At 61.1% G+C, this 15,568-nt stretch carries 10 protein-coding genes and 1 pseudogene; all 11 read left to right on the forward strand.

What is annotated here, in order from left to right:
• The first annotated feature begins 82 nt into the window (after window positions 1-82).
• The 11 genes and pseudogenes from HMPREF9162_RS03610 to HMPREF9162_RS03660 all read left to right on the forward strand — a co-directional run bounded on the left by HMPREF9162_RS03610 (window position 83) and on the right by HMPREF9162_RS03660 (window position 15,484).
• A complete protein-coding gene (locus HMPREF9162_RS03610) occupies window positions 83-1,984 on the forward strand; it encodes a TonB-dependent siderophore receptor (protein WP_009752535.1) in 1,902 nt (633 codons plus the stop codon).
• 18 nt (window positions 1,985-2,002) lie between these two features.
• Window positions 2,003-3,022, forward strand: coding sequence for an ATP-binding protein (locus HMPREF9162_RS03615; protein WP_009752607.1), 1,020 nt, complete (start codon window positions 2,003-2,005; stop codon window positions 3,020-3,022).
• 49 nt (window positions 3,023-3,071) lie between these two features.
• Window positions 3,072-5,003 (forward strand): VWA domain-containing protein, encoded by a 1,932-nt coding sequence (locus HMPREF9162_RS03620; protein WP_037350126.1) that lies wholly within the window; start codon window positions 3,072-3,074, stop codon window positions 5,001-5,003.
• A gap of 93 nt (window positions 5,004-5,096) precedes the next feature.
• Complete coding sequence (locus HMPREF9162_RS03625; RefSeq protein WP_009752539.1) at window positions 5,097-5,933, forward strand: ABC transporter ATP-binding protein; 837 nt, start codon at window positions 5,097-5,099, stop codon at window positions 5,931-5,933.
• Window positions 5,930-6,739 (forward strand): AAA family ATPase, encoded by an 810-nt coding sequence (locus tag HMPREF9162_RS03630; RefSeq protein WP_009657308.1) that lies wholly within the window; start codon window positions 5,930-5,932, stop codon window positions 6,737-6,739. Before HMPREF9162_RS03625 ends, HMPREF9162_RS03630 begins: the two co-directional genes overlap by 4 nt.
• Window positions 6,729-8,027: a nitrogenase component 1 gene (locus tag HMPREF9162_RS03635; RefSeq protein WP_009752700.1), complete on the forward strand. Its 1,299-nt coding sequence runs from the start codon at window positions 6,729-6,731 to the stop codon at window positions 8,025-8,027. Before HMPREF9162_RS03630 ends, HMPREF9162_RS03635 begins: the two co-directional genes overlap by 11 nt.
• Entirely contained in the window at window positions 8,020-9,315 is a 1,296-nt protein-coding gene (locus HMPREF9162_RS03640; protein WP_009752600.1) for a nitrogenase component 1, read from the forward strand. Before HMPREF9162_RS03635 ends, HMPREF9162_RS03640 begins: the two co-directional genes overlap by 8 nt.
• Window positions 9,308-10,342, forward strand: a complete 1,035-nt coding sequence (locus HMPREF9162_RS03645) for an iron ABC transporter permease (RefSeq protein WP_009752647.1) — start codon at window positions 9,308-9,310, stop codon at window positions 10,340-10,342. Before HMPREF9162_RS03640 ends, HMPREF9162_RS03645 begins: the two co-directional genes overlap by 8 nt.
• Window positions 10,343-10,355: 13 nt before the next feature.
• A pseudogene (locus HMPREF9162_RS03650) lies at window positions 10,356-11,380 on the forward strand (radical SAM protein).
• 74 nt (window positions 11,381-11,454) lie between these two features.
• Window positions 11,455-13,425 carry a TonB-dependent siderophore receptor gene (locus tag HMPREF9162_RS03655; protein ID WP_009752576.1) on the forward strand — a complete coding sequence of 657 codons (1,971 nt, stop codon included), beginning with the start codon at window positions 11,455-11,457 and terminating at the stop codon, window positions 13,423-13,425.
• A gap of 106 nt (window positions 13,426-13,531) precedes the next feature.
• Window positions 13,532-15,484, forward strand: coding sequence for a TonB-dependent siderophore receptor (locus tag HMPREF9162_RS03660; protein ID WP_009752685.1), 1,953 nt, complete (start codon window positions 13,532-13,534; stop codon window positions 15,482-15,484).
• The last annotated feature ends 84 nt before the right edge of the window (window positions 15,485-15,568 follow it).

Raw genomic sequence — 15,568 nt, forward strand, 5'->3', positions numbered from 1 at the left:
AGTCGGATCATGCGCGTCCGTTCCTGTATGAGGAGGACGCGATGATATATATCCCGCTTTCAAACATATAGGAGGAACTGAAATGAACGCATGGAACACAAAGAATGCACATCGAAAACTCTCGGCTGCTGTTGCGGTTGCACTGCTGACGGGGGGGTATTGTACTAACGATGTGTATGCAAATGAGGTGCAAGATCGTGATACATATACACTGCCGGATGTCGTTGTGACGGCGGAGCGCGTGCCCACTCAGATTTCTCAGACGGCGGCGAACGTCGCGGTTGTGACCGCCGAGGAGATCGCGGAGAATCACTACCGCGACGTTGCGGAGGCAATCTCACATGTCAACGGCGTGGTTGTTTCGAACAATATGATGCAGGATGCCGTACGACTCAACGGCGACGAGCGCGTCCTCGTACTTGTGGATGGACGGCGCATCAATACCTCACAGGGCATGGCAATGAATCGCGCGACGGCATCGCTCAAGGAAGCCCCGCCCATGTCCATGATCGAGCGTATCGAGATCGTGAAGGGCGGTGGATCGGCACTCTACGGCAGTGATGCGGCGGGCGGCGTGATCAACATCATCACGAAGCGCGGTAAGGAGAATCGTACGACAATCGATGTGGCTGCGGGGGCGTGGAGCACGCAGGAGTATCGCGTCATGCACGAGGGCAGTGCGGGTTCTTGGAGTTGGACGGTCGGCGGCGGTCTCGAACGGCGCGGCTATATGCGGTTCAAATATGACGGAGAGACACGGCGGATGCCCACGAGCGACTACCGCAACAATAATTTGAATCTGCGTGTCGATAAAAAATTCGGCGCGGGGAATTCTCTGACGCTGTCCTTCGACCACCGGGGACTCACGGGGAACAGCTATTATTATGATAATTATGCAAAGAGCTTTGTCCCGTCCTATCATGCGACGCGGCTTTATAACGAGTGGAGCGCCGCGTACAATTTTAAGGAAAATACCGAGACACCGGGCGTCCTGCGCGTTTTCAACAACCATAAATCGATGGAGTTCGGCGGAGCGTTCCAATCGAAAATGACGGGCATCGAGTATCAGAACGGCTGGCGGCTCGGTGCGCATCATCGCCTTGTCGCAGGTGTCGATTGGCATCACAGCAAATCGGCGAATGCGCAGAGCGGCTATGCGGGGCGCACATTGACGAATACGGCGGCGTATGTGCAGGATACGGCGGAGTTTGGAAAATGGTCGATCATCCCCGGCGTGCGCATGGATCGACACAGTACCTTCGGCACACATTATTCGCCCAAAATTGCCGTAAACTATGCGGCGAGCGATAAGACACAGGCATATGCGTCTTGGGGGCGGGTATTCAACGCTCCGAATGCGGACGATCTGTATTACCATGTCGAAGGTTTCGGTTGGGGACTGTATGGGGATCCCAATTTGAGACCGGAGAGCGGCTATACGGCGACCGTCGGTGTACGCCATGCGTTCGACGGGACGAAATCAATCGAGGTCAGCGCGTTCCGGAGCAAGATTCACGATGCGATAAATTGGAAAAGCAGGGGAGCGAATACCTATGCGGAAAATATCGAGCTGGAGAAGAAACGCGGCATCGAGCTGAACTATCGGCAGGAGCTGAGCAAGAAGTGGAGCTATGATCTCGGCTATTCCTATATTCGCAGAGAGCGTGACAGCTCCAATGGCAAAGGGCTTGTTTGGGAGAACAGGGATGCACAGCCGAACGGCTACCGTGCGGGGATTCGCTACAGCGCGGACGCGTGGACGGTCAATCTGCACGCGACGAGAGCTGCGGGGCTTGACAGCGAACAGTTCGGGCGGAAGAGCTATACGGTCGTCGACCTGAACGCGGATTATGCGATCGACACGCACACGAACGCCTATGTGAAGCTGCTCAACCTGACGAACGCCCAGTATTCGGTACTGACGGGCAAAAACTATCCCGGGCAGGGACGTTTCTTCGAAGCGGGACTGACCTATGAATTCTAACAACGACTGAGGTTTTTGATGAAACAGGAGTATATCTATCCATTTGCCGCTATCGTCGGGCAGGACGAGATGAAACTTGCGCTCATCCTGAACGTCATCGACCCGACGCTCGGCGGTGTGCTGCTGCGCGGGGAGAAGGGGACGGCGAAGTCGACGGCGGTGCGCGCGCTCGCGGCGCTCTTGCCGCCGCTGCGCACCGTGCGCGGGTGTCGCTACCGGTGCGCGCCGACGGGCGGAACGCTCTGCGCCGACTGCGCGGAGAAAGTTGCGGCAGGGGAACGGCTCGCCGAAGAGATGCGCCCCATGCGCGTCGTGGAGCTGCCCGTGAACGCGACGGAGGATCGCGTCGCTGGAACTCTCGACATCGAGGCGGCGATCCTAGAAGGGAAGAAGAAATTTGAGCCGGGCATTCTCGCCGCGGCAAACCGCAATATCCTCTATGTGGATGAGGTGAACCTGCTCGAGGATCACATCGTCGACATCCTCCTCGACGCGGCGGCGATGGGCGTCAATACCGTGGAGCGCGAGGGCATCTCCTACGCGCATCCTGCGCGCTTTGTTCTCGTCGGGACGATGAACCCCGAGGAGGGCGAGCTGCGCCCGCAGCTGCTCGACCGATTCGCGCTGTCCGTGGAGATTCACGGCGAGCGCGACGCCGCGCAGCGCGCCGAGGTTGTGCGCCGCCGTCTCGCCTATGAGCGCGATCCCGCAGTGTTCGCGGAGGAGTATGCGGCGGAGCAGGCGACGCTCGCCGCGCGCATCGCTGCGGCGCAGGAGCGGCTTGCATCGCTCGTTCCGGATGATGAGAGCATCGACAAGGCGGCGCGGATCTCACTCGAACTCGGCGTTGACGGTCACCGCAGCGACATTGTGCTCATCAAGACGGCGCTCGCCCATGCCGCTTACGAAGGACGCGACGCCATCGCGGCGGACGACCTGCGCGCGGCGGCGCATCTCGCTCTTGCCCACCGCGTGCGCCGCCGTCCCTTTGAGGAGACGGTCGTCGACTGGGCGCGCGTGGAGGAGATTCTCGCATGAGCTCTTTTCTGTGCGTGGCACCGTGTGACTTGCGGCGTTGGGCAATACGATGAAAAATATTGTTTATCCCATGTCCGCCATCGTCGGACAGGAAGCGGCAAAACGCGCGCTCCTGCTCGCCCTTGTGAATCCGCGCACGGGAGGACTTCTCCTCTCGGGTGCGCAGGGAACGGCAAAAACGCTCCTCGTACGCGCGGCGGGCGCACTCCCGCAGGTGGGAAAGCTCACGCAGCTCCCGCTCGGCGCAACGGACGACATGGTGTTTGGCGGTGCGGACATCGAGCGACTGCTCGCGGACGGCGTACGCAGAGCACAGCCGGGGATTCTCCGGCGATCGGCGGGCGGTCTGCTCCTCCTCGATGAGGCAAATCTATTGCCGCGCCCCTTCCTCCACGCCGCCATTGCTGCGGCGGCGGCGGACACCTCCATCGTTCTCGTCGGGACGATGAATCCCGCCGAGGGGACGCTCCCCGCCGCCGTGCTCGACGGATTCGGTATGTTCGTCTCTCTCTCGGGGGCGGACGATGCGGCGGAGCGGCGTGAGATCGTTCGCCGCGCCTGCGCCTACAGCCGTGCGCCTGAGGCGTTTGCCGCGGACTATTGTGCGGAGGAGGAGGAACTTGGCGCGTCTATTGCGGCGGCGCGGGAGAGACTTGCGGATGTCGCTGTGTCCTCCGCGATGCGCACGCTCGCGGCGGAGTTCGTCGTGCGGGCGCGCTGTGCGGGCAACCGTGCGGAGCTGTTTCTAACGGAGACGGCGCGTGCCGCCGCCGCCCTCGCGGGACGCACCTATCTCCTGCCCGCCGATATGGAGGAAGCGGCGCTCTACGTTCTGCCGCACCGCATGAGCGCGCCGCCCGAGATGCCCGCGCCCCCGCAGAGTGCGGAGGAAAATGAGGGGGACGGTGCGGACGGCGACACGCAGGATGCGGACGATACGGCGCAGGAAGAGCAGGGGCAGGATGCATCGCAGGGCGATCATCCCGAGGTGGGAGATGCCGCAGGGGATGATTCCCGTGCCGACGAGTCCCCGTCGGAGGAGCGCACGGAGGAAAGCGCGGACGAGGACGGCGGCGATTTGGGTGACGCGGAGCCGCCGCAGAATCCTGTCGGGGGCGGTACGGACGCGATATTCGACGCGCTCGCACAGATGACGATGCCGCTGCTGGATTTTACGCGGGAGCGGCGCGCCGTGGGAGCGGGCAGCGGCAAGCGCCTGACGGCGGCGAGCACGGCGGGAGGGCGCATGGTGCGTGATGCCGCCGCGCGCGAACGGGAGCATGATATTGCCCTTGCCGCGACACTGCGTGCCGCCGCGCCCTATCAGCGCCTGCGCCGCAGTGCGGCGGACGGGCGGCGCATCGTCATCGCGCGGAGCGATCTGCGGCGTGCGGTGCGCGAGCGAAAACGCGGTGTGAATATCCTCTTTGTCGTGGATGCGAGCGGGTCGATGGCGGCGCGCGCGCGGATGCGCGCGGTGAAGGGGGCGATGCTCGCCCTCCTGCGAGAGGCGTATGTGCGCCGTGACCGCGTGGGTCTCGTCGCGTTTCGCCGCGATCGTGCCGAGACACTGCTGCCGCTGACGCGCAGCGTGGAGCTGGCACAGCGGTTGCTGCGGGAACTGCCGACGGGAGGGCGCACGCCGCTCGCGGCAGGTCTGTCCGAAGCGCTCCTGCATCTCGCGGGGGCGGCGCGGCGCGGGGAACTCGCGGAGACGCTGCTGGTGCTCCTCACGGACGGGAGGGCGACTGCCGCACCGGAGGGAGAAGACCCCGCGCAGGCGGCGCTCACGGCGGCGGAGACCATCGGGAATACGGGCGTCCGCGCTCTCGTTCTCGATACCGAGCAGGACCTTGTGCGCCTGCACCTCGCGGCGCAGATTGCGGCGCGGATGCACGCGCCGTGTTATACGATCGAAGAGTTGTCGGTACAGAGAATTTTACATCTTGTCAAAGGCGTGACGCGGGATTTTGGCGCCTAGCGTCGTCATTTTTGGCAAACGCTTCGTCGACGTAGGTTATGCCTTACGGCAATCGATACCGAATACATTATTGCTCTTGAAAGGAGGTCTTTTATGAACGCTGTTCTTGAGGCGCGCGATTTGTCCGTCGGCTATGCACGGCATCATACGATTCTGCACCATATGAATTTCACCGTCGGGCGCGGCGAACTCGTCGGCATCATCGGTTCGAACGGCGCGGGCAAAAGTACCCTCCTCAAGACGATGCGCGGGCTGCTCGCGCCCCATGCGGGTGAGGCGCTCCTCTACGGGCGCCCCGTCGATAGGTACGGGGAGAAGGACTGCGCGCGCCTCGTCTCCTACCTCCAACAGCAGGTTGCCATCTCCTTTGGCTACACGGCGCACGACATCGTGATGGCGGGGCGCTATCCCTATCTGAAATTCTACGAGCAGGAGGGGCCGGAGGACGAGGAAATCGTCCGCGCCGCGATGGAGTACACGGGCGTCTGGGACATCCGTGACAAGGCGGTGCAGGAGGTCTCGGGCGGTCAGCGTCAGCGCGTCCTGCTCGCAAAGATCCTTGCACAGCAAGCGCCGCTCCTCCTGCTCGACGAACCGGCGACGGGGCTTGATTTCATCTATCAGGAAGAGATTTTTCGCCTGTGCAGTGAACTCTGCGCCGCCGGGCGCACCGCGATGCTCGTCGTGCATGAGCTGTCCCTCGCCGCACGGTTCTGCTCGCGGCTTCTGCTCATCGGGGCGGACGGCATCGTGGCGGACGGCGCGCCGGAGGCGGTCATGCGCGAGGAGACCCTCTCCCTCGCGTACGGCACGCCCGTGCGCGTCGCGGAGAACGCGCGGACGGGGCATATCGAGGTGTTTACGGAGTCGGAGCGGCGCACGCTCTCACCGCTGCTTGCGGTATCCGAGGACAAAGGAGCGACGGCATGAAGAAAATCGCGTTTTACGGCAAGGGCGGCATCGGAAAATCGACGACCGCGTCGAACGTCTCGGCGGCGTTTGCGGAGATGGGGCGGCACGTCTGTCAGATCGGATGCGACCCGAAGAACGATTCCACGCGCCTGCTGCTCGGTCGCATCTGCAAAGAGACAGTGCTCGATATCGAACGCGAGAAAAAGGGCACGGCGCAGCTCTCGGACATCGTTCACACGGGCTGGCACGACATCAAATGCATCGAGGCGGGCGGTCCCGACCCCGGCGTCGGCTGTGCGGGGCGCGGCATCATCGTCGCGCTGGAGCGGCTGAAGGCACTGCATGCCATCGAGGACGAGGACATCGTGCTCTATGACGTCCTTGGCGACGTGGTCTGCGGCGGGTTCGCCGTACCGATTCGCGAGGGATATGCGACGGAGATCTACATTGTCTCCTCAGGCGAGCTGATGAGTCTCTATGCGGCGAACAACATCGCAAAGGGCGTCGCGCGCTTCGCCGCGCGCGGCAGCGTCCGGCTCGGCGGCATCATCGGCAACAGCCGCAACGTCGCGCGCGAGGAGGAACTGCTCACGGCATTTGCCGCGCGTCTCAATACGCGTCTCATCGCGTTCGTACCGCGCGCGCAGATCGTCCACGCGGCGGAGATTCGGCGCAAGACGGTCATCGAGCACGCGCCCGAGGATGCGCAGGCGGAGGTCTACCGCACGCTCGCGCGCGCGATTGAGACGAACGACCGGCTCTCCGTCCCGCAGTCGATGGAGTTTGAGGAGCTGGAGGCATTGGTGGAGTCCTATGGCAACTGAGGCAAAGCGGCTCATCTTTCGCCGGACGAACTGCAGCTGCGCGATGCCGGGCGTTTGGCGCGCGCTTGCCTATGTGCGCGGCGCGGCGGTCGTGTTCCACAGCCCGCGCGCGTGCGCCCATATCGCGCGTACATTAGAGACCGGGGCGCATTACCGCAGCATGGCGCGCGCTGCGGCGGAGGAACGCGGGGCGGTGCCGCTCTTTGTGAGCGGGATTGCGGAGGACGAGGCGGTCTTCGGCGGCGAGGAGCTGCTGCGCCGCTGTCTCGATCACGTTGTCCGCACGGCGCATCCGGAGGCAATCTTCATCGTCTCGTCCTGCGTGGCGGGCGTCATCGGCGACGATGCGGAGCGCATCGCGGAGGAGACGGCGGAGGAATACGGGATGCCCGTCATCGCGCTGAAATCGCATGGATTTCTCGACGGAGACTATTTCGGCGGCTATTTGGAGACGATGCGTCTCCTCGCGGAGAACTTTATGACGCCGACAGAGGAAAAAAAGCAGGGGCGCGCCGTCCTTCTCGGCGACTGCGGCGGCGCGTCGGGCGAATACGTCCGCGAGGTGCGGCGTCTGCTCGCGGCACTCGGCGTGCGGGATGTCCTTCAGTTCCCCTCCTATCTCTCGCTCGCCGAGCTCAAAGCCGTCCCCGCCGCGGAGTTCTCCGTTTTGCTCGGCAGGGAGGGGGACGCGGCGCACGAACGGGAGGTGCGGGACTTTGCCCGTCTCCTCACGGAGCGGTTCGGCATCGTCTGCGCAGGGGACATCTACCCCGTCGGCATGGGAGAGACGCTGCGCTGGATCGCGCGCATCGGTGCGCTCACGGGACGCGAGGAGGCGGCGGAGGAGCTGATTGCGCAGGAGCGCACGGCGTTTGACGCGGTGCTTGCCGCGGGACGGGACGCACTCGCGGGAAAACGCGTCGTGCTCGCCGTCGGGCGTGCCGTGCGGTATTTTAAGCCGGAACCGCTCTGCCGTCTGCTCGAGGAACTGGGCGTTGTGCTCACGGGCGTGGTGATTCTCGACGCCTATCTGCCGGACGACCGCGCGGAGATGGAGCGGCGCGTGCGGGAGGCGAGTTCCGCGCCCGTGATTGCGGAGCGCGACGCGGAGCCCTTTTACGCGGCGGCGGACTTCGTGCTGACGACGCATGAGCTCGCGAATCCGCGTCTGCGGCAAATCTTCCTCCCGATGCTGCCCGTGGCGGGGCGGCGCGGGGAGGAACTGCTCATCGACTGTATGCGGCGCTGTGCGGCGCGGCGGCGGGAAGGGGGCGTGCTCTATGCCTGAGGACGCGTTTCAAAGCGTTTGCCGGCACTCGGATTCCTGCGCGCTCGCGGGCGCTGCGGGATTTTTCGCAGGGATTCAGGACGCGCTCATCGCCGTCAACGGCCCTATGTGGTGCTATTTTTACGCGATGCGGACGCTCGAACAGGAGTGCCCGATGATTGCGCAGCGCATGATTTCAACGCAGCTCGACAATGACGCCATCGTGTTCGGCGCGGAGGAGTACATCCGCGAGACGCTTGCGCCGCATCTCGACCCGCCGCCCGCCTTGCTCGCGGTGGAAAACAGCTGCGCGGCGGGGCTCATCGGCGACGATGTGCGGAGCATCGCGCGCGGCATGGGCTTTCCCCGCGTCGCCGCCTTTGACAGCGGCGGGCTCGGCGGCATGTTCGCCGCGGGCTACCGAAAAGCCGCCCGCGCCTGTATGGAGGAGATCGCCCCCCGGAGGGCGGCGCGGACGCCCGGACGCGTCAACCTCCTCGGGCTGACGCCCGCCTATCTGCGCGCGGGGAATGATCTGTGCGAGCTGATGCGGCTTCTCGAACTGTCGGGCTATACGATCGGCGCGTCGGTGGGCGGCGGATGTACGGCGGCGGAGCTCGAGACGCTCGGCACGGCGGAGCTGAACATCGTCGTTCACGCCGAACTCGGCGCGGAGCTTGCGGCATATTTGGAGCAAACGACCGATGTGCCGTACATTGCGCCGCTTCCGCCGTACGGCGTCGAGGGAACGCGCCGCTGGCTCACGGAGATCAACGATGCCCTGCGCGCGCCGCGTATCGACGCCGCGCTTACCGAGGCGGAGCGGGTACAGCGGCAGATCTTCTTCCGCATCAACGCGGCAAAGAGCATGTGGGGCGATCTCTGGTACGAGCGCGCCGTTATCGCGGCGCCGCCGTCTGCGGCACTGGGCATCGCTCACGCACTGCGCGGCGAATGGGCGGACATGGGGCGTCTGACCGTGCTGATGGAGGACTTTGGCGGCCTGGCGGAGCGATACGCCGCGGATATTGCGGACGAGACCGCCGCGCCCGAGAGCGCCCCGGGGCGCGCGGCGATTGCGGCGCTCCGTGAGGGAATCTTCCTTGGGAGCGGCAGCGAGACTGCGGGGGTGCCGCCCGAGGATGCGGTCGCGCGCTTTCATATTGCTCAGCCCGCACCCGACGCGGTGCTTTTGACCGATGCGCCGCTCATGGGACTGCGCGGCGCGGCATACGCGCAGGAATATCTTTGGAACGATCATATCCGGCGGGCGATCCGCCGTGCGGAAAAGGGGGGAGACCATGCCTAGAAAATTTTCACTGCGCGCGCTTGCGCCCGTCATGGGAGTGCTGCTTATTCTCGTGTCGTTGTTCTCGCTCTCGTGGGGACAGTTTGATATTTCCTTTGTGCAGGTGCTCGCCTCGCTCGCACACGCGGCGGGGCTGCCCGTGCTCACGGACGTTGCGGTCACGCCCGAGCAGGAAGCGGTGCTCTGGCATATCCGCTTTCCCCGTACCTTCGTCGGGCTGATGGTCGGCGCGAGCCTCGGCGCGTCGGGGACGGTCATGCAGGGCATTTTCAGCAACCCGCTCGCCGACCCCGGAATCATCGGCGTGTCGAGCGGCGCGGCGGTCGGCGCGGTCATCGCGATCTCGCTCGGGCTATCGGAGGAGAGCATGTTCTTTTTGCCGATGTTTGCCTTCCTCGGCTCGCTCGCGGCGGTCTCCCTCACGGTCATGCTGTCCATGCGGCACGGCAAGATTCCCGTGATGATGCTGCTCCTCGCGGGCGTCGTCGTCGGCATGCTGCTCGGCGCGATTACGGCGGGCATCTTGACCGTCATCAGCGAGCAGAAAATGCAGCAGTACCTCTTTTGGACGATCGGCAGTCTCGACTATCGCCGCTGGGAGCACGTTCTGCTCGGCGTGGGACCCATCTCTATCGGGCTTGCCGTCATGCTCTTCATGGCGCGGCATCTTAACATCCTCGTCCTCGGCGACGTTGAGGCGCGCGCCGTCGGAATGCCCGTCACGCGCTACCGGCTCATCCTGCTTGCCGTCGCGTCCATGACAACGGCGACGGGCGTCTGCATCAGCGGAAATATCGGCTTTGTCGGACTCATCGTGCCGCATATGATGCGCATGATCGTCGGACCCGACCACAGGCGGCTGCTCCCCGCGAGCATCCTTGCAGGCGGGATGCTGCTCGTCTTTTGCGACACGCTCGGACGCGTCGTTCTCGATCCCATCGAGATTCGTGTCGGCATCATGACCGCACTGCTCGGCACGCCGTACTTCCTCTATCTCCTGCGGAAGAATCGGAGGATGCTCTCGTGACGGAGCGGCGCGGATGAAAAACTGCAAGCTGCTCGTGCTCGCGCTGACGGGGGACTGCAATTTCGCCTGCCGCTATTGCTACGCGGCGGAGATGCGGCGCGAGACAATGGATTTTGAGACGGCACGGCGCGCAATCTCTCTCGCCGCGGCGGGCGGCACGCCCTTCGTCCTCCAGTTCAGCGGCGGAGAGCCGATGCTCGCGTTTCCCCTGATCGAAGAAATCGTACGCTATGTCGAGGCGGAGCGCATCCCCGCGCGGATGCAGGTGCAGACGAACGGCTCGCTCCTCACCGAAGAGCGGGCGCGCTTCCTGCACCGGCACCGCGTCGGCATCGGCGTCAGCATCGACGGGCGCGCGGCGGTGCATGACTGCCTGCGCAAGCTCCCGAACGGTACGGGTCTTTTGCCGCCGTCATGCGCGGCATGGAGGTGCTGCGCGCCCTGCGGATTCCCGTCGGCGTGACCGCGGTCGTCTCGCGCGAGAATGTCCGCGACCTCCCGGGGCTCGCCGAGCTCGCATACTACCTCGGTAACGTGCGGCGCATCGGGCTCGACCTCCTGCGCGGGCAGGGGCGCGGCAGAGGGCTCGTCCCCGCAGGGGAGGCGGAGACCGCGGCGGCGGTCACGGCGCTCTGCCGCCGCCTCGACGAACTCGCCGCGCTCACGGGCATCCGCATCGCCCTCACGCAGACGGAACGCTGCGGTGCGCTCGCGTGCGGGCGCATGGAGGCGTTCGAGCACTGCTTTGTCCTGCGCGGCGAAGCGGCGTTCGTGCAGGCGGACGGCGGCATCTATGCATGTTCGTCGTTCTTCGGGGACGCGCGCTTCTTCCTCGGCAATGTCATGCAGGGCATCTCCGAGGAACGCGAGCGCGCGGTCGCCGCGCTCGTGCATGACGGCATGGCGCGCTGTCGCTCCTGCGATACACTCGCCGCGTGCGGCGGCGGATGCTTCGCGCGGATGCACACCGCGGGCACGGATAGTGCCGAGTGCGGCATGAAGCGCGCCGTCATCGCCCATGCGGCGGGCGGCGTATAAGGAAGTATCTCTCATGCAAAGAACCGCATGTAAAGATAGATGAACTAATTTTTATAGGGAAAGGAAATGTTTTTATGAAGAAAAGCCTCTTACAGACGTTGGTCGTCACGGCAATTCTCTCCGGTATGAATGGAGTTGTGTCCGCAGGGGGGGGACAAGATACATCAAAACTCGATGAGTATACGCTCGACGATGTGGTTGTCACCGCACAGCGCGTCGAAACCAAGGATTTGGATACGCCCGCGACGACGACGGTGATCACCGCGCAGCAGCTGAAGGACAGCGGCGCGCAGACGGCGTTTGATGCACTCGAGCGTATACCGGGAGTGAATGCATATTCTTACGGTCCTGCAGGCGAGGGGAGTATTGATCTCTCCCGCATCAATATCCGCGGATTGGATAAGGGGACATTGGTACTGATTGACGGCAGCCCCGCTAACCTCATGAACTATAATCAGATGATGAATGCGATCCCCGTCGAGTCCATCGAAAAGATTGAGGTCGTTAAGGGAGCATCCTCCGTTCTCTATGGTGCGGAGGCGATGGCGGGCGTTATCAATATCATTACAAAGAAACCCACTGATGATAAACTTCATGGAAGTGTCACAGGGATGATTGGCAGTCATGAGAAGAACTATGGAATTGCAGTCTCAGGGCAGAATTTTAGCATTCAGTATAAGAAAGAATACCGCAAGGAGATTTCCCAGTATAACCGGATGTTTCCGTACACGTACGCAGGGCGGAACTTTACGCGCAAATCCAGCGATAATTCGATGCGGGATTCCATCTTTCTCAACCTGCGCCTGAGCGATAAGCTGACTGCAAATTATACGTACAATGAAACTGACCGCGGGCATCGGGAGTTTAAGTATGATACGCATGTAAAAGACTGGGTCACGCCGTATAAGCACTATCGCTACGAGTATAAGACCAACCGATTCGCGCTCATCTATGACGACAAGCATACGGGGCTGAAATCAAGCCTTGCCTATCTCAAGCATACGACGCGCCCGCTCAATGCCGACAGCACTACAGACACGGATGCGACGAGTTGGAACTTTGACACACAGAAGAAATGGGATCTGCGCGGCGGGCTTGATACCCTCGTCGCGGGATTTGATTTCCATCGCGAGGGTCATGTGAAACGGCACTCCACGAATCATGGCAGCCTCCATCGGGATCAATACGCCGTCTTTGCCGCGTACACACGTCAAATGAACGATCGATTCTCGGCAACGGTTGGGATTCGTGAGCATTTTGTTAAGGGAAACGGGTACGACCGGGGGCAGAGCATCTTCCTGCCACAGGTGCAGACCCTCTACAAGATGAGCCCACGCGCTTCGTGGTACGTGAACGTAGGCAGGTCGTTTGAAACTCCCGCGGTGAACTCGCCCTACTACAGTGCCAAGGTGTCGACACGGTATCGACTCAATCCGCAGGATGGATGGACGTACGAAACGGGCATCAAGTTCGGCGACGTGAAAGAATCGCTGAAAGTCGCGCTCTTCCATATGGACATCAATAACAAGTTCAAATGGGTGAAAGAGAATACGGTGATTTCGGGCGGTGACCCCAATACGTGGGTACAGACCAATCTCGACAAGTTCAAGAACACGGGAATTGAGCTGGAATACAGCAGGCAGCTCAGCGACCGCCTGAGCATTCGTACCGGCGGTTACTACGGGAATCCCAAGGCAAAGAGCAGCAACGGCAATTGGACACAGTCTGATGCACGGGTTCAGCTCTTTGCAGGGCTCCAGTACCATGTCAATAAGCTGCGCCTTAACACGGATTGGTACGTTACGGCAAAGAGACAGCCGTCGGCGTATCTCCTGACCGGTGTTTACGGAGCAAGCAGCGGGAAGTCGGATCATGCAATACCGAATCGTATTGAGGGAAATCTGACGATGGAATATACGATTTCTCCAGTGCAGACCGTATCGTTCGGCGTTTATAACCTGCTTGACCGAGATAATCCAATCAATGACAATGAGCATTGGTCGCTCCCGCGGAACTATCGTCTGTCCTACACCTATCGCTTCTAAGATAATCATATGCATCGTACAGCGTCTAACCGCATGGAGCAGCGTGCCGTTAGACGCTCGCATAATATGTTGCCCAGAACAATTGAAAAATTAAGGAGGAACAGTTTTGAAGAAACAACTGCTGCAGGCGGCTGTCATCACTGCGATTCTCTCCGGTATAAATGGAGTTGTGTCCGCAGGAGGAGAACAAGATGCCTCGAAACTCGATGAGTATACGCTTGACGATGTGGTTGTCACCGCACAGCGCGTTGAGACCAGAGATTTGGACACGCCCGCGACGACGACTGTAATTACAGAGCAGCAGCTGAAAGACAGCGGCGCCGTTACGGCATACGAAGCGCTTGAACGCGTGCCGGGACTGAACTCAAGCGCCTATGGACATGGCGGCGAGCAGTACGGCGGCATGTTCTCGCGTCTCAGTATCCGAGGACTTGACCGAGGAACCCTTTTGCTCATTGACGGGACTCCGGCGAATTTGCTGAACTATAATTCTATGCTGAACTCGATTCCCGTGGATGCCATTGAGAAAATCGAAATCGTGAAGGGGGCGGGATCGGTTCTCTACGGTGCGGAGGCAATGGGCGGCGTCATCAATATCATCACGAAGAAGCCGGAGGGGAAGAAGGTGCAGGGGCACGTTACGGGTGCTGTCGGCAGCTATGATAAAAACTATGGCGTCATGGTCGGGAATGAGCATGTGATATTCTCCTACCGCAGAGATTACAGAAAGCCTGTTCACCAAACGAGCCGCATTTTTTTCAAAACGCCGACAACAACCACGACACGCAAGAGCCGCGAAGCCGGGACAAAGGACAGTGCGTTTCTCAGCCTGCGTATTACCGATAAACTAACCGCTACCTATGCCTATAACGATACCGATTCCACAACGAACGAGTACGATTACCAATCCGCCCTGCGCGACTGGTCAAAGCTCAAAGCGTCACGGCGGTATCACTATAGACAGCAGCGTGTCGGCGTGACTTATGATGATGCCGATCGGCAGTGGCACAGCAAGTTTGCGTGGATACGGCAGGAAGTTCGTCCCATGACCAAGGATGCCAGCTCCGATACCAATTCCAACGCATATCATTTCGAAGTCCAGAAGGCGTGGAATTTTCGTGAGGGCAAGGACAGTCTCGTCGGCGGACTTGAATTTCATCGTGAAAACTATCTGAATAACGTAAAAACAGAAGCGCATTTGGAACGTGATTCCTACGCCGCGTTTTTCTCTTACACACGGCGGTTCAGCAATCGGTTCTCCGCAACACTTGGCGTGCGCGAGCATATCGTCAAGAAGAATACCTATGAGCGGCGCCAGAACGTATTTCTCCCGCAGATCCAGACGGTTTACAAAATCACGCCAAAAGCCTCATGGTATGTCAATATCGGAAAATCGTTCGAGATGCCGGCGGTCAACTCTTGGTTCACGAAGCGGAACGTATTCAAGCTGTATCCGATGAAACCGCAGGTCGGGTGGAACTACGAGACGGGAGTCAAGTTTGGCGACAATAAAGAATCGCTCAGGGTCGCAGTATTCCGCATGGCGGTCAAAAATCAATTTGTCTGGGCGGTAGAGGAAGACCCGGTTACTCATGAAAAATTTGATATACAGACAAATGGGGACGAGTTCCGAAACATCGGCATCGAGTTGGAGTATCACAAGCAGATTACGCCAAATCTACAGGCACGAATCGGCGGATACTACGCAAATCCGCGTGCAAGAGAGAAGGGGGAATGGAGACAGTCGGATGCGCACCAACAGTATTTTGCAGGACTCCTGTACCGCAAAGATAAGCTGCGCATCAGTACGGACTGGTATGTTACGGCAGGGCGGCAGTGGGCATATTATACACTGACCGGGAAAACCGCATCAGGAAAACCGGATCACAAAATCCCCAACCGCATCGAGGGACAGCTCACGATGAGCTATGAAGTAACGCCCGATCAGACGCTCTCGTTCGGCGTCTATAACATACTCAATCGAGAGAATCCGATCATTCAGCACGAATACTGGTCGCTTCCGCGGAACTATCGCCTGTCGTACACATATCGGTTCTAAAATTAAACATATCGCCGTCATATCTGCATGGATGCGGCAGCACCGTGTCCATGCGGGGCGGTATGTGAATAAATATCGCGCTGA

Source organism: Selenomonas sp. oral taxon 137 str. F0430, from assembly GCF_000183625.1.
Lineage (GTDB): Bacteria > Bacillota > Negativicutes > Selenomonadales > Selenomonadaceae > Centipeda > Centipeda artemidis.